The following is a 25,353-nucleotide window of genomic DNA, read 5'->3' as shown; positions in this document are numbered from 1 at the left end:
GGGAACGCCTTCTCTCCCTCGACCGATGAACCCACTCCGTGGGCGTCACGTAGGAGGGTTTTCGTCCGGTCCGACGCAATGGGCCGGTGGCGGGGAGAGAAGGGCGGGCCACATGGCGGACAGCGGTGCATTCATGGTCCTCTGCGGGGACGGCCGTCTCGTCCCGGTCCCGGCCGGTGTGTTCTTTCACGACGGACCTATGACCCAACCGGTGGACCCGGCCGCACTCTACGACGCGGTCCAGATGCCCCGTCTTCCGCTTCTCACCACCGTGTTCGCGACCGAGGAGGCGCTGACCAGCCCGGTCGCGGTGGCGACGTTGCGGCGCGCGCTGGACCGGCTGCCCGCCGAGGCCCGCCATCGCACCGTGCTCGGCACGCTCCCCGGCGCCCGCACCGACATCGGCACGCTGCTGGAACGCGCGGACCTGTTCGGCCTGCCGGTCCACGCATCGGCGCCTGTGCGGGTGACCCCGTCCGCACGGGTCGCCGGCCTCGGTGCCGACGGTCTGGAGACCCAGGAGCAGATCCAGACGGTACGGGTCCTGCCGCGTGACCTGGCGGCGGGCCTCGAGGCGCTGCGCGCCGCCGTGACGCTTGCCGCTCGTGACGACCTCACGCCGTGGCAGCGACTGGCCGAGTGGCTGTCCGCGGTCTCGCGGATCCGCGACGAACTGCGCGTGCCGTCGTGGTCCCCGGCCGGAGCGCCGGCTGCGCCTGGGACGGACACGACGTACCAGTTGGGTCTCGGGGTGGTCTGGTCCGGCATCCCCACCGGTGTGAACCCGGCCGTGCTGTCCGGCGGGCTACGGCCCATCACGCTCGGCCGGACGCTCGGCCTGCTGGGCGCGCTGGACGGGGAACGCCTCGGCCCGGCCGCGCTGCTCGCCACGCCCGGCGCCGCCTCCCTGGTACGGCTTGCGACGCCGGGCGGGAGCCGGACCGGATGGGTCGTCGCCGACGGCGGCCGGCTGTGGTGGGCGGAGCCGCGCATCGACGGTCAGGCCGCGCTTCGCGAGCTGGACCCGGCCGCCCTCGAAGCCGACCTTCGCACCCCGGGCAGTGCGGTCCTGGCGTCCCCGGCCCGGCATCGTGCGCCGGACTCCGGCGCGCGGGCGGCCCTGGAACTGATCGTCGAACGGGTCGCCGGAATGGACGTGCCGGCCGACACCCGGTGTGAGATCCAGATCCGGGAACTCCGCGCGCTGCTGCACCCGTCGGTGCGACCGGCACGGGCGTTGGAGGAGGCGGATGCCGCCGAGGTGACGGCGCCGGCCCGGCTGCTTCCGTCCCACACCTGGCAGACGCAGGTGACCTGGGCAGAGGCGGAAGCCGCGATGCGGGAGGCGGCGCCCGGCTCGACCATGCTGTTCGTCTGGCAGCCACCGCACGGCATCGGGCACGCGTTCGCGCTGCACCGGACCGGTGCGGACATCTGGTGGCTCGAACCGGGCTCGGCCAGCCCTGCCGGTCGGGTCCGGTCGGGCCGGCCGGCGCTGGCGTCGATGCACACCCGGGCGGTGCTGATCGGCCCGGACGGCGGCGTACAGCCGATTCCGACAGCGCCGGGTGGCGGACTCGCGTCGGCACTGACGGACGCGCCGACCGGCCGGACGATCGGATACCTCGGATTCGAGGCGGAGACGCCGTTCCGGACGACCATCCCGAAGAGTGTGATCGAGGCCGACGGTGTCCAGGAACTCGCGTCGTCAGATGACCTGAGGGTCCATATCGACACGCGGGGTGAGAACTCGATCATCGAGTTGGTGTCGCCGCCGATCAACATCCTGGATGGCGAGACGCGACACCGGACTCGGGACGCTGTCCTGGCCGCGTTCCGGCGGGAGCTGAACCTGCTTGCCGACAACGCGCGCAAGCCGAACGCCAGGCCGAACCTGGAGCTCTTCTTCTCCCGGGATCGCGGATTCAGCGCCTCCGACGAGGTGGTCTCGCGATACCAGCTCAACGGCGTCCTGCCCCCGGGCCTCGGCGCAATCGACGAGCCCGACGGCGAAGATCCTCTCCGGGAGATCTATATGCAGTACACCGTCGGGGTGCCGCTGGCCGCGATGGATCAGTTCCTCGGGTTCGCCGCGCGGAATACCTGGGACGCTGAACGGGTCCCGCTCGTTACGGCGGCGCGCGGCTTCGCCATCACGCTGGCGCGGACATTCCAGCTCCAGACCGGGACGGCGGGCGCGGACCACACGGTGATCCGCGACGCCATGGAGCTTCGCGGTTTCCTCGCGATCACCTACACGAACGTAGTGGCGCTCGCCCTCGACCCGGTTCGGCACACGCAGGGGCTGCCTGAGATCCTGTCGAAGAATCACTTTCTCGCGGCCTCGCGCTTCTCAGTTGCGGCAATGCGCGGATTCCTTTCCGCCCGGGTACGAAGCTGGCTGGAGACGAACGCCACCGTCATCGCCGGCCGCTTCCTGGCCCATGCGGAAAACGCGATACCTGGGTTGCACGCGCTACGCCGGTTGCTGAACGTGCCCAGCTTCCTGCAGATGTCGGTACGACTGTCGGACAAATCGCGCCGCACGCCGGGGCACCTCCTGCTCAATGCCACGAGCCCACTGTCCGCGAACAACATGGAGTTGGACCAGGACCAGCTCTACGGAGTGCGCACCCACTTCCCGAGCTCCAGGGCTTTCCAGGACGGCGACGGGCTGGTCCAGATCGAGCTGCGCGCGTTCGGGCGGGCCGCGCGCATGGGCGTCGATGAGATCGAGCGCGACCTCCTCCGTGTCGAGGAGCACGTCAGCGAGTCGGCCAGGATGACCGCAGCGCTGACCGCGCCGCTGGCTCCGCCATCGCTGTCGTTCTCGTTCGGCAGAGGCCGGACCGAGCTCGACGACAACGGACTGCGGCAGGCGGACACCGTCGCGCAGTGGATCGTCCGGCGGAACCTATACGGCAGGAACGTCGCCCAAGCCGCCCAGTTCGACGTGGTGATCGAAGCTGGAGGAAGGAAAGCGAGCAGTGACGCCGCGACGATGCGTGCGGCCGCGGTAACCCAGGCGCTCACCACGGCCACCAGCCGCTGGCTGCGTGCGGCCGGAGTGCTGGGTGACCCGATCGCGCTCAGAAGCATCGTCCGGGGCAACGGTGCCAGTGCGAGCCCCGATCCCGTCCAGCGGCACGCCGCGAACCAGAACAACCGCCGCGCGCTGGTCTGGCTGGAACAGGCCACCGACCTCGGACCGTGGAACCTCGCGAGCACCCGCTTCGGTACGGCGCCGGACGACGGCCGGGAGCTGCCGTCCGACCACACCGGCGAATCGCTGCTCCGGGCCCACCCGTGGATCGTGGACATCAACCCCGGCCGTGAGGACGGTGGCGAGAACCTGAGCAACTGCGTCATCGCCGCGATCACGTTCGAGCTGGCCTGGCGTGAGCAGGGAGCACTGCAGGCGGCGACCACCGAGGAACTGCTCGGGATCGACCTCGTCAACTTTCACCGGCAGTCGCTGGGGCTGGCGGACGACAGGCACGAGGCGTACCGGATCCCGGACATCGCGGCGGCGGCGGAAGCCCTCAGGGCCTCCCCGGTGAACTCGCGCGTGCTGATCGCGGTCCGGAACTCCGCGAACGAGACCGGACACGTGCTCGTCGGTATCCACGACGAACGTGGAGTCTCGTTCGTCGACCCTCAGACCGGCGGGCTCGGCCGGTTACCGGCCGATGTGACGGCGCTCGCGCTTCTCCCGTTGACGCCGGGTGTGCCCGCGCCGCCGCGCTCCCGGCTCCTGACCTCGGCCGAGCTCACGCCGCTGACTCGGCCGCTGCCGGCCGCCACCGGGATCCGGGAGTTCGCGGACGGACGGCCGGTCACCCGCGTCGGCGCCGACGACGTGTTCGAGGCCGTGATCGGCAGCGCCGCGCAGCAGGGCCTGCACGAGTGGCTGCGTCCGCTCGGTGACCGGTCCGCGGCCTCGCTCCGGGACCGTCTGGCCGCACGGCTTGACGGGGAGCCGGACGTCTTCGACGAGCTCCGCGTACCGCTGGATCGGTTCCTGACGTCCGAGCAGCGCACCACGCCGGCATTCGACGCCGGGGATCCGGGGTCGGTCGCGTTGCGCTATCTGGCTGATGTCCGTCGGGAGACCGGCCGCCTGCCGTCCGCGCTCGCCGTCGTGCGGGCCGCGCTTGCCGACCCCGAGTTGCGCAGCGTGTGGACCGACGGCGTGTTGCTGCGCGCGGCCGGACTCGCGCTCGGGCTCACCGCGATCGAGGTTGACGGCCAGGACACCACCGTCGGTACGCCGCCGGCGCGCGATCAGTTGCCGCTGTACGTGCTGCGTGACCGCGACCGGTACGCCGCACTCGGCCGTGCGATCACACCGGGTGCGGCGCTGACGGAGGAGGAGACCGAGAAGGTACACGGCATGCCGGTCGAGACGCAGCGACTGCTCCAGCAGATCGCCGACCGGGAGAACGTCGTGCTGGACTTCCGCCCGACCAACCCGGAATCGGTGCGCTACCTGCGGGCCGGAGCCGCGCCCAAGCCGCAGCGGCTGAAGGCCAAGTCGATCGGTACACGGGACGCGTCGATCGGTGCGTCCGAGGCGGTACGCGGTCTGGTCGGCTCGTTCCGGCCGGTGCATCCGTCCGAGGTCGGGGCGGAGCAGCGGAAGCGGTACGAGACGATCAGCGAGGCCTGGGAGGCGAGCCGTTCGGGCGGCGACGGGGTGCGGGATCTCGGGGAGGGCCTTGTCGAGTACAACGGGCTCTACTATCTGGTCCGGCCGGGCCCCGACGCCCGCGTCACCTCGTTCGTGCCGATCGCGGCCGACCACGACCTGTTCGACATGTTCGACGCCGGCACCGGAGAGCGACTCACCGGCGAACGGTACGAGGATCTGCTGACGACGCTGAGGACGCTGAACGTCGCGGTGGAGCACGGTACACAGCTGAGCTGGGACTCCCCGGACAGTGCCGCCGTCACCCGGCAGTACTTCCAGGGCGAGGGCGTGGTGCGGATCCGGCCGTGGCCGGAGAGGCGAGACCCGGGCGGCCGGCCGTGGGAGGGCCACGAGGCACCGGCGTGGGCCGCGGAGCTACCGCCGGCGAACGTGTCCCTGGTGGACGGCGGCGGCGCTGCCTGGAGGCCCCGGCAGACGGCCCTGCCGAGGCAACAGACCCGATCGGGGCTGCCGGAGGCGCCCGCACCGGCGGTGCTGCCGGTGGAGGGACGACGCGGCTCGGTCCGCCTGGCCGACGACGGTACAGGGTCACCCGCGTCGTCGCGGCGTTCGTCGGTCTACGAGCCACAGCCGGCGTTCGGACGTCCCCCGGTACCGGACATCCGGCGAGCCTCGATCGCGGACCTGAGGCGTGCGTCGTTCGCCGAACCCGAGCCGGTGCTCCGCCGGTCTTCGCAGACCGGCTGGCCCGCGGACTCCCGGCGGGGCTCGGCCGCCTCGCTGTACCCGCCGTCGCCCGGCGCGAGCGCGCCGGGATCGGACTTGACGGAGTCGCGGACCGCGTCGCGCCGTCCCTCCGCCACCGGATGGGTCGACATGGCCGCGGCACTGGTCAGCCGCCGCCCGTCCGTGCTGGGCGGTATCAGGGCTCGGCAGCCGCTGCCGGCCTCCCCGCTGCCGCCTATCGGCCCCGGTGAGGCGATCTTCAACCCGGGCTTCACGTTCGGTACCGCCACCTCGCGGCCGGAGCCGCCCATCGCCCCGGACGCACCGGCATCTGACGCGCTCACGGCGCCGCCCCGCGCGTTCCTACGGGATGGGTCGGCGCCTTCCCGCCGCCCCTCCCTCGCGCCGCCGGTCCAGAACTCGGCCGCCGGGATGCTGGAGTTGAGCGCGCGGATCCGGCGCAGGATCGCCACAGCGGGTACGGACGTCGGCGAGGTCTACTGCGCGACCGCGGTTTCCCTGGCTCGGGACGAGTTGTTCGGCCGGCGCGGCGTGACGCTGACCCCACAGGACGGCCGGGCCCGCGACGACCTCACCGTCCGCGGCGACATGTGGGCGGGCTGGGGCACGCCGTCGACCTGGCCCCGGGCGAGCGACTGGGAGCAGATCGGCCGCCTGGTCGGCGGGGAGATCGGCCGCACCGCGTTTGTCCTGGCCGGGCGGCCCGGCTCGTACGGTCACGCATTTCTGGTCGTGAACACGGCGGACGGTGTGCTGTGGGTGGATCCGTCCGCGCACGCCGACGCGGACCGGGTGCGCTCGCACGCACAAATGACGGCGGGGGCAGGCCCGGCCGGGCTGACGCACGCGACCGGCGTCGTCGACCTGCGTGCGTGGGTGTTCGCGGCGAACGGCACTGCCGTCCCGGTTCCGGAGGCGGTGCCGATGTCCGCGCGGCCGGCCGCGGTGGCCCTGGCGCTGACTGACCCGCCCGAGCAGCGCTTCCGTGGCTCGGGGATCGAGGACGAGCAGACCGTGATGCTCTTCTTCGACAGCAAGGCAGGACGGGCCGAAGATCTGGCGAACAAGACTCTGGCCACGGCGGCGGACGGCTCCTACCGCTTCGAGGTGGAGACGAAGACGTTCTATCGTGCGGGCGGCCGGTACTACGCCACGCAGGAGCTGGCCGAAGCCACCGGGAGTGCCGTCAAGGAAGAGGTCGCCGGCATGATCGAGCGGGTCAGCGCGATCCTGAGCGCGCATCCGCACGAGGTGCATCGCGCCGCGCCGGGTCCGGTGTTCGACGCGTTCGCACGGGCGGCCGCGCGCGCCGACCTGATCGCCGGGGAGCAGGGCGCCGGTCCGGTCATGTCATTGACCGACTTCCTCGACGGGGAGGGACTGGTATTCGAGCGACTGGCCGGGAGGACCAGAGTCGGCCGCCCACCGATCGGTGACGTGCCCGGCTCGCACTATCACTACACGCACGGTGTGGTGCTGTCCGGGCTGCGGGAGTTCCTGGAGAACGTCCGGGACCATACGTGGCGTGACGAGGCGCGGGGGTATCTGACACAAGCGCACCTGAGCGACGGGCTGACGTTCGGCGACGTGCTCGCCGAACGGTTCCGGGCGTTCCTCCGCGCCGAGGGTGTCGCGCCGGTGCCGGACGAGCAGCGCGCGGTGACGGAGGTCGCCGGGTACGCCGCCCTTTTCTACGACAACTTCGCCGGCGTCGCGCACCAGGTGATCAATGAGCATGAGCTCAACAAGGTCAATATCGCGGTGCTGTCCCGGGCCGAGGCCTTCGCCGATCTGCTGGCCCTGCTGCCGGCCGCCGCGCAGGAGTTCTTCGCGCAGGACATGGCGAGGATCTGGGATCAGCTGGAGCAGACGTTCCGTACGCGGATGCCCGACTTCGACGAGCGGTATCGCGCGGAGTATGAGCTGGAGGAGACTGCGGACGTCGTTTTCGATGCCGTGGAACCCAGCGACGAATACCACCTGACGTTGCGGGAGTACGCCGAGAGCGCCTTCCGCAGCGGATCGCCGCGCGTTACGCAACGGCAGATGCTGCACGGCGTGATGAATGTGTCGCCGGACGTCGCGACGAGCGGTCTGCTGCGCCCGCACGCGGTTGTCGAGGTGCGTGCGTACGGCGCTCGCCGGGAGACAGCTGCGCAGGCCCGGCGCCACAACGCGACGCTGACCGCGCTGGCCAACCGCGCCTACGAGTCCGAACTCGCCGTTCCCGCCGTACAGCTCGCGGCCGACAGCGAGGCCTGGCTGCACCCGGGACCGGACCGTGCGCTTCGACGGGAGCCGGGCCTCGGCGCTGCCTCATCCCGGGCTGTTGCCCTGGGCGAGATCGCGGCGGGACGGGGGCATGCGCTGGTCCTGATCGAGGCCAGGGCGGTTCTGGCCCGACCCGGACGACGTACCGGCCAGGGTGGCGGCACCCCGAGCCGTGCGGCGGCCGCGCTCAGGCAGATCCTCGATGAGGCACCCCATCTGGCCCGCGACGCGATCATCGCGGTGCAGGATCTCGACGCCGAGATCAACGCGCTCCGTCACGAGCACCGGCTCACTCTCGTGCACGCGATCACACCGCCGGCCGTGACACCGTCCGGCGCTGCGGGCTCGCGCGTCTGGCGTCTGGCCACCGCCGCGAACACGGTGATCGAGCTGGGCACCGGTGAGTTGACCGCCGACCTGCTCGGGAAGGCCTTGGACGGCGCGGACGAGGCGGCCCTGGCCATCAGCCCGTTGCCGGCCGTGCTGACAGTCGGCGACTGGTCCGGTCCGGACACCGCCGGGTTGCGCGGGACGGTGGAGGCCCACGCCACACCGGGTCGGCCGGTGATCGCGGTCAACCTCGCCGCCGGTGGCGAGGACCCGACGACGGTGCTGCACAACGTCGACGAGAGGCTTCGGGCGTACCGCCGATTCGGGGTCTCGCCGGTGCTTCTGACAACCTTCGGCAGTGCGCAGACGGCGGACCTGTTCCAGCGGATCCGTGAGACGCACCGGCCGGTCGTGATCCGGCCGGTGCCGGCCGTCGTGAACACCACCTGGCAGGTTGAGCGTCCGGACGGCACGGTGGAGCTCGGCGGGCGGGCGGAGCCGGACCGAGTGCTGTTCGATCGCGCGATCTCGCTGCACGCCGTCCCGGCAGGTCCGCCGGTGGCGGGGATCCTGGCCCGGTGGCTCTTTGCCTCCGACTGGCCGGCGGCGGAGGCGTTCCAGCGCACACATCATGCGCGTCTGCGTGATCCGGAGATCGCACGGGCGCTGGCCGTGGAGGTCGAGGCCGACCCGGGGCTCGCCGTGTTCGGAGTGGCGCTGGAGCTGGCGGCGCGCCACGAGTCGCTGCCGGAGGAGCGTTTGCGGCCGGCGGCGACGATCGCGTTGGACGTGGAGCCGGTGTATGACGGGGGACCCGTACCGCCGTCGTTCGTCTTCGACTATCTCGCCACCCGCGGTGAGCGTCCGCACCGGTTCGCGATGGACGGTGTGCTCTTCCGGCTGCTGCTGGACGGTGCGATCAGCCGCGACCAGGCGATGACGCTGGTCCGCGCCACGGCTGACACCGCGGTCGACCGCGCGAACCTCACGGTGTTCGAGGTCGTCACCGCCCTCCGGGAGCTGCCGGTCGGACAACTCGGCGGCGACCCGCTGCGGCATCCGTTGATACGGCGGCTCGCGACCGTCAGCGGCTCCGGGGCGACCGGCTGCGTCCATCCGACCGACCGCACCGCATGGGTGTGGCGGATGGACGCACTCATGAACGTATTGCGGGCGGACGGGACAGGCACCGGGGCCGCCCGTGCCGACCTGTTGAACGTTGCCCTGACCACGCTGTCGAACTGCTGACGGCCGAGGGAGGTCAGGCGGGGGTACGCGGCATGGTGAGCACGGCGGCGGAGGTGAGCACCGCGGCGACGGCCACGGAGGTGAAGACCCAGGTGGAGGCGGACACGATGGTGTCGAAGTCGTGCTCGCCGGCGCCGGCCGCGATGATGCGGGTGGCGAGCGCACCGAAGATGGCGACGCCGATCGCGCTGCCGGCCGTACGCGCGAAGATGTTGACGCCCGTGACCACGCCGCGCTGGTTCCATGCGACGGAGGACTGCGCGGCGATGATGGTGGGCGGGGACGTCCAGCCCAGGCCGAAGCCGATGACGAACGTGACCCCGGCGACCGTGAGCGGGTTCGGCCAGGGCGCGACCAGGGCCAGCGCGATCGCGCCGAGCGTGGCGATGCCGACGCCCATCATGGCGGTGAAGCGGAAGCCGTACTTCAGGTAGATCCGGCCGGACGTGCTGGCGGCGAGCGGCCAGCCGATGGTGAACGCGGCGACCGCGAGGCCGGAGACCAGCGGGGCGGTCCCGATCGAGTTCTCCAGGTAGGTGGGCGCGAAGCTGGTGATGCCGGTCAGCATCGCGCCGACGCCGATCGCGACGCACGTGGTGCTGAGGATGATCGGGCGGCGCAGCAGCGTCAGGTCGATGATCGGCTCGGCGGCGCGGCGTTCGATCAGGACGAAGACGACCAGCGCGACCATGCCGATCGCGAACGTGGCGAGGCTGGGCGCGGAGAGCCACGCCCAGGCGTTGCCGCCCTCGAGGACGGCCAGGATCAGCGCGGTCAGCGCGACCGTGAGCGTGGCGGCACCGGCGTAGTCGATGCGGTGCTCGCGCTTCTCGACGGTCTCGCGGTGGGCGCGCAGCAGCATCCAGCCGGCGGCGAGGCAGAGCGGCACGTTGACCAGGAAGATCCAGCGCCACGACACGAACTGGGAGAACAGGCCGCCCATGGTCGGCCCGAGCACGGACGCGGTGGCCCAGACGCCGGCGATGTACCCCTGGACCTTCGCCCGCTCCTCGACCGTGTAGATGTCGCCGACGATCGTGACGGAGACCGGTGCGACCGCGCCCGCACCGAGGCCCTGCAGCGCGCGGAACACGATGAGCGCGGCCATGTTCCAGGCGACGGCGCACAGCACGGAGGAGATCAGGAAGACCGCGATGCCGATGAGGATGATCGGCTTGCGGCCCACGGTGTCGGCGAGCTTGGAGTAGATCGGGACCGAGACCGCCTGGGTGAGCAGGTAGACGGAGAACAGCCACGGGAACTGGTCGAAGCTGCCCAGATCCTTCACGATGCTGGGCACGGCCGTGGCCAGAATCGTGGTGTCGATCGCGATGAGCCCGGTGGAGAGCATGAGAGCCAGCAGGATCGGTCCACGCTGCGAACGCAGGCCGACGGTCGCGCCGCGGCTCGTATCAGTGGTCATAGGTGATCATCAGCCTAGACCTTGCCCTCCTTCGAGCCCCATCGGCAGGCATGCGCCTCAGGGGTAGAGGCCCGCCCGGAACGTGAACGAGACGAGCTGGGCCCGGTCGCGGGCGCCGACCTTGGTCATGGCGCGGACGGCGTGGGTCTTGACGGTGAACGGGGACACCGAGATGCGGGCGGCGATCTCGTCGTCGGTCATCGGGTTGAGCTTCTTCATGAACGCGGCCGGGACCGAGGTGTCCCTCGGCGGCCCGAACGGGTACGCCGTCGGCGGCGCGATCCTGTACCTGGTCTCCGCGTTCCGGCTGTACCGCAGCGCGCGTACGGAGAACGTCCCGGCCTGAACGATCGACCGGGTATGGTGCCGGGGCGGATCCGGTGTGGACCGGTGGCCGGACGGAGGGCAGGTCCGCCGTCAACGGTGATCCGCGGCCGGTGGCGGGTCCGAAGAATCGGGGACGTGGACACCGTGGATTCGGTTCTCGCGATCATCGCCAGCGTGGCCGGGATCATCGCCGCCGTGATCGGGATCGTGGGGGCGTCTTCTCCACCCGCTGGTGGGCGACCGCGCTGATCATCCAGGCGCTCCTGTTCCTGCTGATTGCGTCCGCCGGTGAGCTGGAGAACCTCTGACCCCGCGGGTCGCAGGCCGGACCCGCACGGCCGTCGCATCGGGGTGACCGGGCGGGCCGGAGGGGCGGGGTTTGGCTCTGGCACGGCGAAACCGGCAGGGAGGAGCGCCAGCGACGACCGGTGCCCGCGGGAGCGTGCGGACCGCAACCACCGCGTGAGCGGGAAAACGAACTGGATCTTGATCTTGGTTGATGGTTGGGAACCTCGAGAGCTTGCGGGCGGCGAACTCGATCGGCGCGGCGCGTTCAGGCGGGGCGTGCGGCTCGGGCCGCCAGCGTCAGCGCGAGCCGGCGGGGGAGCCGGCGCATGACCGCCAGGTTGACCCGGTTGATGGTGCCGGAGACGACCTCGGTGGGCGGGCGCCCGGCGTCCAGTGCCCGCATCCCGGTGGCGACCACCTGGGCCGGCGTCTGGAAGCGGACGCCCTCCTCAATGGTGCCCGAGGCGGCGAAGAATTCCGACCGGGTTGATCCGATGGTCAGCAGCAGGACCCGGACCGGCGAGTCGCGAAGCTCGTAGGCGAGCGCCTCCGTGAAACTGATGACGTACGCCTTACCGGCCGCGTACACCGCCATGCCGGGCACCGGTACGTGCCCGACCAGGCTTGCGATGTTGACGATCGCGCCGTCGCCGGCGTCGAGCACCTCCGGCAGGAACGCGCGGGTGAGGTCGGTCAGTGCCGTCACGTTGACCATGACCAGGTCGTGCACGGCGTCTTCGCCGGCCTCGGTCAGGGCGCTCGTGCCGCCGAGGCCGGCGCAGTTGATCAGGGTGGACACCCGGATGCCGCGTGCGGCGAGCGCGTCGCGCAGCGTGGCTCCGGCCCGGGGCCGGCTGAGGTCGGCGGGGAGCACGGTTACCCGCACCCCGTGGTCCCGGCGTAGCTCGGTGGCCAGTTCTTCGAGCCGCTCGGTGCGCCGGGCGGTCACCACGAGGTCGGCTCCGCGCGCCGCGAGCGTGGCCGCGAACTCCCGGCCGATTCCCGAACTGGCGCCGGTCACCAGCGCGGTCGTGCCTCGGTAGCGCATTCTTCTCCTTCGGCCGAATATTGCTCGGCCTACATTTTTTTCGTGGCTCACTTGACGGCCTCTTTATGCGTCCTGGCGTCAATAAACTGGCCGTTTGCTGGTGTCGGTCTAGGTTTTTGTCGTTCGTTTCGATCGATACCCGAAAACGGGGAACACCGTATGACCGCTCTTGTCACCACACCATTCGGTGCCACGTCGACCGCGGCCGACGTCATCGCCGGCGTCGACCTCTCCGGTCGCCGGGCGGTCGTCACCGGCGGCGCGTCCGGCATCGGGCTGACCACCGCGCGGGCCCTTGCCGGGGCCGGGGCGGAGGTCACGCTGGCCGTCCGTGACGTGGCGGCCGGCCGGCGTGCCGCCGACGAGCTCGGCGGCGCGGTGCGGGTCGCGCACCTCGACCTCGCCGACCTCGGCTCGGTCGGCGCCTTCACCGGTGACTGGGCCGGGCCGCTGCACATCCTGGTGAACAACGCCGGGGTCATGGCGACGCCCGAGGCGCGGACACGCCAGCGGCACGAGCTGCAGTTCGGCACCAACAGCCTCGGCCACTTCGCGCTCGCGGGCGGGCTGCACGGCGCGCTCGCCGCGGCCGGGAACGCCCGGGTCGTGGTGGTCAGCTCGGTGGCGCACGTCGACGCGGATGCCGACTTCGACGATCTCCACTTCGACCGCCGACCGTACGATCCGTGGGTCGCCTACGGCCAGTCGAAGACCGCCAACATCCTGTTCGCGGTCGAGGCCGCCAAGCGGTGGGCGCCGGACGGCATCACCGTCAACGCGCTCAATCCGGGTCGTATCGCGGGCACGGGTCTGGCCCGCCACGTGACCGCGCTGCCGCCGGCGGCCGATCCGACCGGCGCCACCGGGGTGTCGTGGAAGGACCCGGAGCAGGGTGCGGCCACCTCGGTTCTGCTGGCCGCCTCGCCGCTTCTCGACGGGGTCACCGGCCGCTATTTCGAGGACTGCCAGGAGGCGGGGCCGCACGTTCCCGGCATTCGCCGCGGGGTGGCCGCTTACGCACTCGACCCGGACCGGGCGGCACGTCTCTGGGAGATCTCCGCCGATCTGATCCGTTTCCAGAAACAGGGGAAAGAAAATGCTGAAAGCCACTGAGGCGGTCGACTGGGTCGATCCGGAGCGCTGGCGGAACACCTCGCCGGCCGAGCGGCTGGACCTGCTCAGGCGGGTGCGTCGCAACATCGACGCGCACTTCGACGAGCTGGTGGAGACGGACGTGCGCGCGAAGGGCTTCGCCCGCGGCACTCCCGCGCTGGCCCACCGGGAGGGCACCAGCGTCGGCACGGTCGTGGTGCCGATGGCCGCGAACGTGTCGGCCGCCATCGAGTTGTACGAGAGCCTGGTGCGCGCCCGCCCGCTGGAGCCGCTCGGGGTGACGCCGGCCGGCGAGGGCCGGTTCGACGTGCGGGTGTCGCCGCGCGGCAAGGACCGCCTGCTGTTCGGGGACCGCACCGACGTCCTGCGGGTCAAGGGCGATCCGCGCCGGGTCGGGCCGTACGAGAAGCCGGGCGGGATCATCGCTGTGCTCGGTGCGGGCAACTTCGCGTCGTCGTTCGAGGTGATCCGCGCGCTCTTCCTGGACAGCTGCGCGGTCGTGCACAAGCCGCACGCGCTGAACGAGGCCGTCGACGAGGTCTGGGAGAGGGTGCTCCAGCCGCTGGTGGACGCGCGGGCGCTGGCGTTCGTCGCGCACTCCGAGGGCCAGGCGCTGACCAAGGACCCGCGCCTGGCGAAGATCTACTTCACCGGCGGCGCGCCCACGGCGAAGGCGATCATGGAGGCCACCGACACCGAGCTGGTCTCCGAGTGCGGCGGCAACAATCCGTGCCTGGTCGTCCCGGGTGACCGGCCGTGGACGAAGAGCGAGATCCGGCACCAGGCGCTCCAGATCGCGAGCCTAACCAAGATCAACGGCGGTGCCGTGTGCGGCCGCGTCCAGACGCTGGTGACCAGCCGGAACTGGGGGCAGCGCCGCGAGTTCCTGGACGCCGTCACCGAGGCGCTGCGCGACGGGACGCCGGCGGACAGCTCCTACTATCCCGGCACCGACGAGACGTTCGCGGCGTTCCGCAGGGAGTACCCGAAGGCGCTGGTCATCGAGCCCCGTGATCTGGCCCCGTCCTCGGCGTTGCTGATGATCGAGGATGCCGGCACCGACGGCTTCGCACTGCGCAACGAGGCGTTCTCGCAGGTCATCTCCGAGGTGTCGCTCGACGTGGAGGCCACTGCCGAGGCGTTCCTGCCGGCCGCGACCGACTTCGCCAACGCGCATCTGCTCGGCACGCTGGCCGCGAGCATCATGGTCGACGAGGACACCCGGAAGGCGCACACCGGGGCGGTCGAGCGCGCGGTGAGCGACCTGCGCTACGGGGCCGTCGGCGTCAACGCGATGCCGCCTCAGGTGTGGACGAACGCGTACCTGACCTGGGGCGGCAACGAGGAAGGGCGCGAGTTCGTCTCCGGCCGGGGCAACTTCGGCAATCTCTTCGGCTACGACAACGTCGAGAAGTCCATCGTCTACAGCGGCTTCACGTCACCCGGCCACATGATCATCGACCACAAGCGGGGCTGGCGCGATCTGTCGTCGGGTCTCGCCCGGTACACGATCGAACCGACCTGGGCGCGGTTCTTCGCGCTCGCCGGCACCGTGCTGCGCGCCAGATTCCAGCGCCCCGACTTCTGAGGATCCCCATGTCCACTGCTGTCTCCACCACGACCGGTGCCCTGCGCCGGCTCTACCTCGCCCGGTGCGGCTTCGCCCTGATCTGGGCGGTCGCGCTGTTCGCTACCGGCGCGGACCTGAACCCGGTCAGCGTGACGCTGCTGGTGCTCTACCCGCTGTTCGACGTGGCCGCGGCCGTCGTCGACCTGCGGTCGTCCGGGCGGAACCCCGGGCTGTACGTGAACATCGCGATCAGCGCGCTCGCCGGCGTCGGCGTCGCGGTGGCCACCGGCTCCGGCATCCCGGCGGTCCTGCGGGTGTGGGGCGCCTGGGCGATCGTCTCGGGCCTGGTGCAGCTCGCCGTCGGAGTCGGCCGCCGGCGGCTCGGCGGCCAGTGGGCGATGATCCTCAGCGGCGGCCTGTCCGTGCTCGCCGGCGCCTCCTTCGTGGCGACGGCGGGGAGCGAGGCCACGCTGGCCAACCTGGCCGGCTACGCGACGCTGGGCGGCATCTTCTTCCTGATCTCGGCGGTACGGCTGCCCCGCGCCTGACGGTGGCGGCGACCGCCGCGTCACACTGGACGTCATGCCCATGTCCGAAGGCTCCCCGCGGGTGCAGATCCTCGGCCCGCTGCGCGTCTGGCACGACGGTGCGGAGTGTGACACCGGGCCACGCCAGCAGGCGTACCTGCTCGCGCTGCTGGCGGCGCGGGCCGGTCGCCTGGTACCCGTCAGCGAGCTGGTGGACCTGATCTGGGGCGACGAGGCCCCGGCCACCGCTGTCAACATCATCCACAAGTACATCGGCGTGTTGCGGCGGCTGCTGGAGCCGTCCCTGCCGCCCCGGGGCGTCGGAGCCTACCTGTTCCGGCGAAACCAGGGATACCTGTTCGAACCGGGTCCACCGATGCTCGACCTGGCCGACTTCCGGGATCGGGTCCGCAGCGCGGCAGCGATGTCGCGCCCGGAGGTCGCGCTGGCCCGGTACGTGGAGGCGCTCGCGTTGTGGAAGGGGCCGGCCGGCGACGGTCTCGCGCACAGCCCCGACGCGGCGCCGATCTTCGACGGGCTGAACGCCGAGTTCTTCGCCGCCTGCGTGGCCGCGGCCGACCTGGCCGTGCTCCTGGACCGGCCGGAGCAGGTGCGCCCCGCACTCGAACTGGCGGCGGCGATGGCGCCGCTGCACGAGCCGGTGCAGGCAGCGCTCATCTCCGTGCTGGGCGCGGCCGGCCGGCAGGCCGATGCGCTCGCGGCGTTCGGCGCGGTCCGGACCCGCCTGGCGGAGGAACTCGGCGTCGCACCCGGCCCTGAGCTGCGGGAGGCGCACCGGCGTGTGCTGGCCCAGACCGTGCCGCCGGCGGCCGGCCCGAGGACCGAGGGGCTGATCGGGCGCGAGGAGGAACTCGACGTGCTCCGGCAGGTGGTGCCGCCCGGCACCGGCGCGGCGCTCGTCCTGGTCGAGGGCGAGCCCGGCGTCGGCAAGACCCGGCTGCTGGAGGAGGCGGCCGCCGAGGCCGAGCGGGCGGGCGCGCTGGTGGTCCGGGGAACGTGTGTCGAGGGCGAGGGCACGCCGTCGATGTGGCCGTGGGTGCGGGCGATCGGCGTGGTCCTGCACAGCATGTCGCGCCCCGCGCGGGAACGGTGGCTCGCCGGTGAGATCGGCCGCCTGGTCGAGCCGCGGGACGACGTCGACATCGCCCGGGTGCTGCCGGACAGCGGCGCCCGGTTCCGCCTGTTCGAACGCGTCGTGGCCGTCGTCGGCGAGGCCGCGGCCCGGCGCCCGGTGATCCTGATCATCGACGATCTGCACTGGGCGGACGCGGCCTCGCTGCAGATGTTCGCCCACCTGGCGACCCGGCTGCCACCCGGCACGGCGATCCTGGGCGCGTTTCGCGACCGGGCGCCCGAGCCAGGACCGGAGCTGTCGCGCATGCTCGCCGCGGTGAGCCGGGCGCCGGGTCATCGGCGGCTGCGGCTCGGGCCGCTCGGCGTGGCCGAGGTGACCGAGCTCATTCGCCGGGAGACCGGCAAGGTTCCCGGGGTCGCCGCGGCGCGCGCCATCCATGCCCGTACCGCGGGAAATCCGTTCTTCGTCCGTGAACTGTCGCGGCTTCTGACCGACGGCGGGTCCAACAGCGATGACGCCGGCGTGCCGTCCACCGTCCTCGACGTGGTCCGGGACCGGATGACCGGGCTGGACGGCGAGGCCCGCGACCTGCTGCGGATCGCCGGTCTCATCGGGCGTGAGGGCAGCGTCGGCCTGCTCGCCGCGGTCGCCGGCCTCGATGCGGAGGCCTGCCTGGAACGGCTCGGGCCGGCGCGGGCACTCGGCCTGGTGGAGCTGGCGCCGCACGACCCGTTCACGTTCCGTTTCGCGCACGACCTGGTCCGCGAGTCGGTCGTCGCGACCACACCGGCCCACCTGATCAACCGGATGCACCTGCGCGTCGCGGACGCGCTGGAACGCACGGATCCGCACGCCGAGGCGTTCGCCGAGCGGCACGCCTACCACCTGTGGCAGGCCGGCCCGCTCGCGGATCCGGCCCGGTCCGCGAGCGCGCTGATCCAGGCGGGACGCCGCGCGACGGCCAAGGCCGCGGTGGAGGCGGCCGAGGGCCAGTTTCGCCTGGCCGTCCGGCTCGCGCGCACGGCCGGGCAGCCCGAACTGGAGCTGTCGGCGCTGGCGCTGCTCACCGCCGTCGTCGGGATGCGTGCGATGTACGTGTCGGCCACGTTCGACCTGCTGGAACGCGCGGAGCACCTGGCCCGGACGCTCGGGCGGGAACGCGAGGCCGCCGACTTCCTGTACTCGCGGTGGGCCGCCCGCGCGCAGGGTCTCGAACTCGACCTCAGCGGCCCGCTCGCCCGCCGGCTGCTCGACCAGGGCGCGGCCTCCACCGACCCGATCATCCGCGGGTACGGCCTGCACGCCTGGGGCATCCACCAGTGGGCGGTCGGCAACATCGGCGAGGCGTTCCGCCACCTGAGCTGCTCCGGCCGTGACCTGGTGACCCGGGCGGAACACCCGCTGCGGCACGACCTGCAGCTGCTGATCGCCGGCATGCTCGCCGAGACGACCGCGCTGCACGGTGATGTCGGCACGGCACGTGCCCTCGTCGACGAGCTCGAAGCCGCCGCGGGCGACGACGCGTACGTGACGACGATCTGGGCCACCTTCGCCACCCGGATCGCCGCGCTGATCGGCGACCCCGGCTGGGCGTTACGCGCCGCACAGCGCGGCATCGCCGCCGACCCGGAGTTCTCGTTCGCGTTCCTCGGCACCTATCAGCGGCTCGGCCGCTGCTGGGCACTGGCCATGACCGGCAACGATCCGGACCGCGCGGCGGCGGAGGCCCGGCAGCTGATCGACACGATGCTGCTCGATCCGCCGCGCGCCTGCGTGGCGACCTGGCATGCGCTGTTCGCCGAGATGCGGTTGTCGGCCGGCGCGCTGGACGAGGCCGAGGCCGCCCTCGACCGCGCCGCGGAACTGCTCGACACCTATGGCCAGCGGTACGCGGAGGGCCTGATCCTGCTGCTGCGGGCCCGGATCCTGCGGGCGCGCGGCGCGCCCGCCGACGTCGTGCGGGCCGCCGCGCTCCGGGCCAGGACGCTCGCGGTCGCGCGGGAAGCCCATCTCTTCGCGCGTCGCGCCGACGAATTCCTGGCCGGCTAGCCGTTTCACTCGGCTTCAACCCGTATTTCACTGACCCGGCATACGGTCCGGTAAACGTGCTATGCCGGGGGAGATCGACTGTGCTGCGCCTGCAGATCATGGGTCCGCTACGGGTCCGCCGCAGCGGTGTCGAGCTCGACGTCGGGCCTCGCCAGCAGCGTTCCCTGCTGGCGCTGCTGATCGCGCGGGTGGACCGGCCGATCAGCATGAACGGCCTGATCGAGCTGCTCTGGGGTGCGGACCCGCCGGCCAGCGCCGTGAACGTCATCCACAAGTACATCGGTGCCCTGCGCCGGGTGCTGGAGCCGGGCCTGGCGTCGCGCTCCGGCGGGTCGTACCTGATCCGGCACGACACCGGATACCGGTTCACCGCCGCTCCCGAGGAGCTCGACCTGCTGGCCTTCCGCCGGTCGGTCGCGCAGGCGAAGGAGAGCGCCGGCCAGGACCGGCCCGATGAGGCGCTCGACCACTACCTGCGCGCCCTGCGCCTCTGTCACGGGGCCGCGGGCGACAGCCTGGCCGACAGCGCCGAGGCGGCCTCGGCCTTCTCAGGCCTCGACGGCGAGTTCTTCGACGCCGCCGGTGAGGCCGCGGACATCGCCGTGCGGTTGCGCCGTCCGGCTCAGGTCATCGCGCCGCTGCGGCTCGCGGCCACGATCGGCCGGCTGCACGAACCGGTCTACGCGAGTTTGGTGCGCGTCCTCGCGGCGGCCGGCCAGCAGGCCGAGGCGCTGGAGACGTACCGCGAGATCCGCGACCGTCTCGCCGAGGAACTGGGCATCGATCCGGGCAGCGATCTCCGGGAGGCGCAGCAACGGGTGCTCGTCCCTGCGCCGGACCAGGCCGAGGCACCCGGCCCGGTCCCGCTGGTCCGCCCGGCCCAGCTTCCCCCGGACCCGCCGTTGTTCGTCGGCCGCAGGCACGAGCTGAGCGACCTGCACGACCTGGTGCGTGACCTGCGCGAGAGCCGGCGCACCAGCCCGATGACGATCGCCGTCGACGGCATGGGCGGCGTCGGCAAGTCGACCGTGGTCGCGCACTTCGCCCACCGGATCGCCGGCGAGTTCACCGACGGCGCGCTCTACCTCGACCTGCGCGGCCACGGCGACGAGGACGGCAGCGTCTCGGCCTCCGTCGCGCTGCGGTCGCTGCTGTACGCGCTGGGGCTGCGCTCGGCGGACGTGCCGGACACGTTCGAGGCGCTGCTCGGCACGTACCGGAGCCTGACCGTGGGCCGCCGGTTGCTGCTGCTGTTCGACGACGTCCGCGACGCGTCCCAGGTGCGACCGCTGCTGCCGAACTCCGCCGACAGCCTGGTGCTGATGACCAGCCGGCGACCCCTGGTCGGGCTGGCCGCGTCCGACGGCACCCGCCTCTACCGCGCCACCGTGCCGGAGCTGCCGGAGGCCCGCGAGATCCTCACGACGCGGCTGGCCGGCCCGAGGACCGGGGACGCCGCCACGCTCGACGAGATCGCCGAACTCTGCGGGCGCCTCCCGCTCGCGCTCGCGATCCTCGCCGCCCGGCTGGGCGTGCGCCCGAACCTGTCGCTGCGCGCTGTCGCCGCCGAGCTGCGGGACGGCGCCCGCCGGCTGGCGGCGTTCCACGAGGGCCGGGACGTGATCGGCCCCCGCACCGTCTTCTCCTGGTCCTACCGGCAGCTCAGCCCCGGCGCGGCCCGGCTGTTCCGGCTGCTCGGGGCCGCGCTGGCCCCGGAGATCACCCCGGAGGCCTGCATCAGCCTGTCCGGCGAGGACCCGGGCCGGACGAGGGCGGAGCTGGAGGAGCTGACCGAGGCGGCGCTGGTCGCCGAGGACGAGCACGGGCGGATCACCTCGCACGTGCTCGTCCGCGCCTACGCCCAGGAGTTGCTGGTGACGATCGACTCGGTCGCCGAGCAGCGGGCCGCGGTCGGCCGGCTGCTCCAGTACTACCTGCACAGCAGCTTCAACGCCCAGGTCGTGCTCTCGCCCGTGCGTACCCCGATCCCGCCGGCCCCGCCGGAGCCCGGCGTCGCGCCGGAACGGCCGACGACCTACCGGCAGGCGATCGGATGGTTCGCGGACAACCGGGACGTGCTCAAGGAGGCGGTACGCCTGGCCGCCGAGACCGGGTACGGCATCGTGCCCTGGCAGCTCGCGATCACCATGCAGCAGTACTTCGAGTGGTGCGGCTACTTCCAGGACTGGGACGCCGTCATGCGTCTTGCCCTGCGCGCCGCCCGCGAGAGCGGTGACGTGATCGGGGAGGCGCACGTGCTGCGCAGCCTGGCCGGCGCCCGCTGGTTCCTCGGGGCGAACGACGAGGCCCTCGACCTGCTCTCGGCCGCCCTTCGGGTCTTCGCCGACCGCGGCATGCGGCTGGAACAGGCGCTCATCCACATCAACCTCCACTCGGTCCACGCCGTGCTGGGCGACCACGAACGGGCACTGGAGTGCGCGGAGACCGCGGTCGCGCTCTGCCGCGAGGTCGGCAACGCCAAGCTGGAGATGTTCTGCCTGGCCTACCGGGGCAGGGCCTTGACCAGGCTGCGGCGGTATGACCAGGCGGCCCGGGTGCTCCAGCAGTCACTCGACCTGAACCGCAGGGTGGGGCGACGGCACGAGGAGGCGATGATCCGGGTCTACCTCGGCAACAACCTGGCCGAGCTGGGCCGCACCGGCGACGCGGCGACCGAGCTGCGGCGTGCGGTCGAGGCGGCCCGGTCGGTCGGCCAGGGCCCGTACCATTTCGAAGCCTTTCGCAGTCTTTCTGCACTGTTGCTGTCCGCGAGCGACCTCGGCGGGGCGAACGAGGCCTTCGACGGGGCGTGCGGGGTGCTGGAGACCTTCCAGGACGGCGGCCCGCGGCAGATGCAGGCGGAGTTGCGGCAGCTCGCGGCCAAGCTGCACCGGCCGCCCTCTTTATCGCGGATGGATCCGTGACCAACTGGCGATCAAGTGCGCGTCAGTACGTTCTCGCGGTGGCGGCGCCGTCCGGCCCGCCGGCGAGAGGAGTTTCCCATGGGCAACCAACTTGAGTCCCTGGAGGGCTGGGGCTTCCCGGTCCACGTGAGTCCCGGCGGCGCCGCCCGGGGCCGCGTCATCGCGGACCAGGCCGAGCGGATGGTGACCTGGCTCCGCTCGGTCACCGGCGAATTCAAGATCCCTCCGCTGTACGTCGTGGGCCGCGACGACTGGGACAGCGTGGCGGCGTTCCCGGTCTACGGCATGCCGCACGAGACGCCGGACCGCGTCGTCGTGGGCCAGGAACCCGCCGAGTTCTGGGACGTGGTCCTCGACTCGGTCGAGCCGTACCTGACCGCCGCCGACCGGGACGAGCTGCGCCGCGTCTACGGCGACCCGGTCAGCCTCGGCAGGTTCGCCGACCTGCTGGTGTCCCACGAGATCGGGCACTATCTGCACGGGCAGAGCGAGGGGACCGACCCGACGTCGTTCTGGCTGCGGGAGATGCTCGCCAACCTCGCGCTGCAGGGCTACGTCACGGAGGTCGAGCCCGCGCTGGAGGACCCGCTGCTCACCGTCGTACGGGTCGTGTGGCGCTCCACCGGATCGTCGTGGCAGTACAGCGCGCTGACCGACATGCACCACGCGGTCTCCGGCAGCGGGCCGAACTACGTCTGGTTCGAGTTCGGGCTCCAGACGCTCACCAAACGCCTGTGGCAGAGTTCGGGCGTCCTCGCCGTCCACACCCTGATCGACCTGCTGCACGGCCCGGTGCCGACCCAGGACGAGGCGATCGACGCGATCGGCAAGCTCGATCCCGAGGTCGCCGCGGACCTGCGGCGGTGGCCCGCCTTCCCGGCGAGTTGAGCCGACAGGTGCGCGGCCGGCGCCGGATCCCTGCGATCCGGCGCCGTTCTACGACACGGTGACCGCTTCCGCACGGTCGTCCGGGAGCGGTGCGGAGAGCCACAGCAGCGCGGGGATCAGCGCGACGAGGAGGCCGGTCAGGCCGACGAGGCTGATGGACGAGGCGGCGCCGATCCGGTCGGCGAGCACACCGGCCAGGAAGGCGCCGACGCCCTGTGCCGTCGCGTTCATCGAACCGGCGATTCCCATGCCGCGACCCCGTTGTTCATTGGGGAGCAGATCGGCGAAGGACGACGCGGCGACGACCGTGAGCACCGCCCAGAGGGCGCCGCTGAGGCCGAAGGCCAGGACGATCAGGAATGGGTTGCCGATCGTGAAGACCAGCAGCAGGGGTACGCACGGGGCGAGGCACACGATCGGGAAGATTCTCGGGTAGCGGTCGGCCTTTACCAGCCGGGCGAAGAAGGCCAGCGCCACCACCGCGAAAATGCCTTCCGAGGCCATGAAGATCCCGGTCCAGCCACCGTGCAGCCCCATGTCGAACACGAGCGGCGCGGCGAGGGCCTTCGGTGCGGTGAGGAATACGCCGGTCACGGTGGACAGCAGAATCGCGCGTCTGGCCGGGGACTGCCAGATGAAGGCGATGGTGGACGCGGTGCCCCCGCGCGCCCGCTCGGTCGTCGTGGCCGGGCGGGCGCGCACGAACAGGCGTACCACCAGGGCTGCTGTGGTGAACGTGAGACCGTCGACGATGAGGCAGGTCGCCGGGTCGAAGGCGGTGGCGATGAATCCGCCGGCGGCGAAGCCGACCAGCTGCCCGCCCTGGGACAGCGACTGCCGTACGGCCATGCCGGCGCCGTACTGCTCCTGCGGGAGCACGTCGCGCAGAAGTGCCAGCCGGGCCGCGGTGTAGGGCCCGCTCAGGAACGACGACGCGGCGACCAGGCAGCACAGGACGGCGAAGGGCATTCCCGGAAGGGCCATCGTCAGGACGATCGCGGCGCGCATCGCGTCGATCGCGACGGAGAGCTCACGCCGTGGCCGCCGGTCGGCCAAGGAGGAGAGCAGGAAACCGCCGGCGACGGTGGGCAGATAGGTCAGCGCATAGGTGAGTCCGCTCAGCCCGGCCGAGCGGGTCCGTTCGAAGACCAGAAGCGCGAGCGCCACCCGCGACAGTTGGTCGCCTATCACCGACAGCGCCTCGGCGACCGCGATCGCCCGGAATTCTCTGTTGCGGCTGAGAGCCATGGGACCTGACGGTTTCACAGTGGACTGAACTTTCTCTTCCGCGATTCTCGGGCCGGTTCGTGATGGCACGTTCCGCTTCACTTTCAGGGAAGTCGCGGCCTGTTCAATGAAATCTGTTCGGCCGAGCGCCCAGGCGCCATCGGCCGTCCCATCCACATCGGCGGAACACAGAGGGGGTGACCGACCATGAAGCTTGCCGACTGGTGACCTCGCTGATCGGTGTGGCCACCGCGCCAACACCATCGAGAAGGCCGTCCCGGACCCTGGTCCGGGACGGCCTTCGGCGGATCACCTCGTTCTGGCGTGCGCCTCGATGACGTCGGCCGCCCGGCGTGCCCCGCCGGTGCTGGTGCGGGGCCCGAAGCTGTCCTTCAGGACGTCCGCGATGCGGGCGTCGGCCGCGGTCCGCTCCACCAGGCCGCGAAGGCCCGCCGCGGTCAGCGTGCGGAGGTCGCCGACCTGACCGGCCCCGACCTCGGCGAGACGCTCGGCGTTGAGGCCCTGCTCGGCGGTCAGCGGCAGGGCGATCACCGGCACCTGTGCGACCAGCGCGTCCATCAGCGAGTTCATGCCCGCGTGCGAGACGAACGCGGCAGCACGGCGCAACACGTCACGCTGCGGGAACCACGGCCCGGCCTCGATGTTGGGGGCCGCCAGCGTACCCGGGTCGATGTGCTCTCCGACCGACATGATCACGTGCCAGCCGGTGTCCGCGAAGGCCTCGGCGCACAGGCGGTAGAAGTCGGGCCGGTTGCTCAGGATGCTGCCGAGCGAGACGTAGACCAGCTTCTCCGGCGTGCCGCGTTCCGCGTCGGGTGCCTCCGGGCCCACGAAGGTGAACGTGTCGTCGAAGGCGTCGCCGTCGATCTGGAAGCTGCGCGGGAGGAACACCAGCGACGGTACGGTGGCGGGGTCCCGCGGCGGCCCGGCCTCCTGGCTCAGCCGGAACGCATTCGCCCCGAACGCGCCCATCCGCGCGTCCAGCGGATCGAGCCCGTGCCGGACCATCCTGGCCCCCAGCGACACCTTCGCGTTCTCCGCGAAGTGCGGGACCACCCGGACCTCCGGCACACCGAGGTGCGCGGCCACCGACGATCCCACAAAGAACAGGCCGTCGTGACAGAGCACGTCGGGGCGGTCGGCCGACAGCGCGTCCACGACCTGCGGGGTGATCGCCCGGACGGCGTCGGCGAAGTGGTCGAGCATCTCGGCCATCCGCGTGGTGCTGAACCCGGCCTCGTCGACGATCAGATCCTCGACGGCGAGCGGGACCCTGATCGGTTCGGCGCCGGCCTGTTCCACCCGGTCGGCGGTCGCCGGCCCCGCCACGTAACGGACGCGGTGTCCACGCCCGATCAACTCGCGGACCAGAGGCAGGGTCGGGTTCACGTGTCCCACCGTGGGCGGCACCAGAAAGGCAACGGTCAAGCTCATGCGGCGCACGCTATCCACCGGTAGTGGAGATCCTCTTGACTCCCGGCCCCTGCCCGTCCACCTCGGCACCGTCACGCCACAGCCGAAGAGGTCCGAGGATGCTCAGCCGCAGGCCCGCCAACGTCGCGCTACCTCCGGGGCGTCTGGACAGTTCCGCCGCCTTTACGTCGC

General features: G+C 71.8%; 13 protein-coding genes. 8 read left to right on the top strand and 5 right to left on the bottom strand.

All coding sequences use genetic code 11. The features are described 5' to 3' along the window. Positions 1-199 precede the first annotated feature (199 nt). Positions 200-9,247 carry a hypothetical protein gene (locus OP04_RS29130; protein ID WP_033343049.1) on the top strand — a complete coding sequence of 3,016 codons (9,048 nt, stop codon included), beginning with the start codon at positions 200-202 and terminating at the stop codon, positions 9,245-9,247. 13 nt (positions 9,248-9,260) lie between these two features. Here the strand turns inward: OP04_RS29130 and OP04_RS29125 are convergent, their stop codons facing one another. Both OP04_RS29125 and OP04_RS52115 read right to left on the bottom strand, forming a co-directional pair. Beyond that, complete coding sequence (locus tag OP04_RS29125; protein ID WP_033343048.1) at positions 9,261-10,670, bottom strand: MFS transporter; 1,410 nt, start codon at positions 10,668-10,670, stop codon at positions 9,261-9,263. 57 nt (positions 10,671-10,727) lie between these two features. Then, positions 10,728-10,871 (bottom strand): LuxR C-terminal-related transcriptional regulator, encoded by a 144-nt coding sequence (locus OP04_RS52115; protein WP_332309687.1) that lies wholly within the window; start codon positions 10,869-10,871, stop codon positions 10,728-10,730. A gap of 16 nt (positions 10,872-10,887) precedes the next feature. On the opposite strand from OP04_RS52115, the gene OP04_RS56540 reads away from it, so the two are divergent. After that, positions 10,888-11,016: a hypothetical protein gene (locus OP04_RS56540; protein WP_269746715.1), complete on the top strand. Its 129-nt coding sequence runs from the start codon at positions 10,888-10,890 to the stop codon at positions 11,014-11,016. Between the two features lie 534 nt (positions 11,017-11,550). On the opposite strand, the gene OP04_RS29110 is transcribed toward OP04_RS56540, so the two are convergent. Beyond that, positions 11,551-12,333: an SDR family NAD(P)-dependent oxidoreductase gene (locus OP04_RS29110; protein ID WP_033343046.1), complete on the bottom strand. Its 783-nt coding sequence runs from the start codon at positions 12,331-12,333 to the stop codon at positions 11,551-11,553. A gap of 159 nt (positions 12,334-12,492) precedes the next feature. On the opposite strand from OP04_RS29110, the gene OP04_RS29105 reads away from it, so the two are divergent. From OP04_RS29105 to OP04_RS29080, 6 genes are all read left to right on the top strand, one after another. Then, a complete protein-coding gene (locus OP04_RS29105) occupies positions 12,493-13,446 on the top strand; it encodes an SDR family NAD(P)-dependent oxidoreductase (RefSeq protein WP_051799292.1) in 954 nt (317 codons plus the stop codon). Further along, on the top strand, positions 13,430-15,034 hold the full coding sequence (locus OP04_RS29100; RefSeq protein WP_157240511.1) for an aldehyde dehydrogenase family protein: 1,605 nt from the start codon (positions 13,430-13,432) through the stop codon (positions 15,032-15,034). The genes OP04_RS29105 and OP04_RS29100 overlap by 17 nt, the downstream gene beginning before the upstream one ends. 8 nt (positions 15,035-15,042) lie before the next feature. Further along, positions 15,043-15,564, top strand: coding sequence for a hypothetical protein (locus OP04_RS29095; RefSeq protein ID WP_033343045.1), 522 nt, complete (start codon positions 15,043-15,045; stop codon positions 15,562-15,564). A gap of 34 nt (positions 15,565-15,598) precedes the next feature. After that, positions 15,599-18,688 (top strand): ATP-binding protein, encoded by a 3,090-nt coding sequence (locus OP04_RS29090; protein ID WP_033343044.1) that lies wholly within the window; start codon positions 15,599-15,601, stop codon positions 18,686-18,688. An 80-nt stretch (positions 18,689-18,768) separates the two neighbouring features. Continuing rightward, entirely contained in the window at positions 18,769-21,612 is a 2,844-nt protein-coding gene (locus OP04_RS29085) for an AfsR/SARP family transcriptional regulator (RefSeq protein WP_232323775.1), read from the top strand. Positions 21,613-21,690: 78 nt separating this feature from the next. Continuing rightward, positions 21,691-22,500, top strand: coding sequence for a hypothetical protein (locus OP04_RS29080; RefSeq protein WP_033343043.1), 810 nt, complete (start codon positions 21,691-21,693; stop codon positions 22,498-22,500). Positions 22,501-22,548: 48 nt separating this feature from the next. Here the strand turns inward: OP04_RS29080 and OP04_RS29075 are convergent, their stop codons facing one another. Together OP04_RS29075 and OP04_RS29070 are read right to left on the bottom strand one after the other, a co-directional pair. Further along, positions 22,549-23,904, bottom strand: a complete 1,356-nt coding sequence (locus OP04_RS29075; RefSeq protein ID WP_198154020.1) for an MFS transporter — start codon at positions 23,902-23,904, stop codon at positions 22,549-22,551. A gap of 132 nt (positions 23,905-24,036) precedes the next feature. Further along, complete coding sequence (locus tag OP04_RS29070) at positions 24,037-25,182, bottom strand: macrolide family glycosyltransferase (RefSeq protein ID WP_051799291.1); 1,146 nt, start codon at positions 25,180-25,182, stop codon at positions 24,037-24,039. Positions 25,183-25,353: the final 171 nt, after the last annotated feature.

The organism is Catenuloplanes japonicus (assembly GCF_000717135.1).
In the GTDB taxonomy this organism is placed as follows: Bacteria; Actinomycetota; Actinomycetes; order Mycobacteriales; family Micromonosporaceae; genus Catenuloplanes; species Catenuloplanes japonicus.
Note: the sequence above shows the minus strand (reverse complement) of the source record. Positions and strands in the feature narration are given on the sequence as shown.

What these genes read in the sequence shown, in the direction of transcription:
- OP04_RS29130 (WP_033343049.1), top strand. Translation starts at nt 200, where the DNA reads ATGACCCAACCGGTGGACCCGGCCGCACTCTACGACGCGGTCCAGATG.
- OP04_RS29125 (WP_033343048.1), bottom strand. Translation starts at nt 10,670, where the DNA reads ATGACCACTGATACGAGCCGCGGCGCGACCGTCGGCCTGCGTTCGCAG.
- OP04_RS52115 (WP_332309687.1), bottom strand. Translation starts at nt 10,871, where the DNA reads ATGACCGACGACGAGATCGCCGCCCGCATCTCGGTGTCCCCGTTCACC.
- OP04_RS56540 (WP_269746715.1), top strand. Translation starts at nt 10,888, where the DNA reads ATGAACGCGGCCGGGACCGAGGTGTCCCTCGGCGGCCCGAACGGGTAC.
- OP04_RS29110 (WP_033343046.1), bottom strand. Translation starts at nt 12,333, where the DNA reads ATGCGCTACCGAGGCACGACCGCGCTGGTGACCGGCGCCAGTTCGGGA.
- OP04_RS29105 (WP_051799292.1), top strand. Translation starts at nt 12,493, where the DNA reads ATGACCGCTCTTGTCACCACACCATTCGGTGCCACGTCGACCGCGGCC.
- OP04_RS29100 (WP_157240511.1), top strand. Translation starts at nt 13,430, where the DNA reads ATGCTGAAAGCCACTGAGGCGGTCGACTGGGTCGATCCGGAGCGCTGG.
- OP04_RS29095 (WP_033343045.1), top strand. Translation starts at nt 15,043, where the DNA reads ATGTCCACTGCTGTCTCCACCACGACCGGTGCCCTGCGCCGGCTCTAC.
- OP04_RS29090 (WP_033343044.1), top strand. Translation starts at nt 15,599, where the DNA reads ATGCCCATGTCCGAAGGCTCCCCGCGGGTGCAGATCCTCGGCCCGCTG.
- OP04_RS29080 (WP_033343043.1), top strand. Translation starts at nt 21,691, where the DNA reads ATGGGCAACCAACTTGAGTCCCTGGAGGGCTGGGGCTTCCCGGTCCAC.
- OP04_RS29070 (WP_051799291.1), bottom strand. Translation starts at nt 25,182, where the DNA reads ATGAGCTTGACCGTTGCCTTTCTGGTGCCGCCCACGGTGGGACACGTG.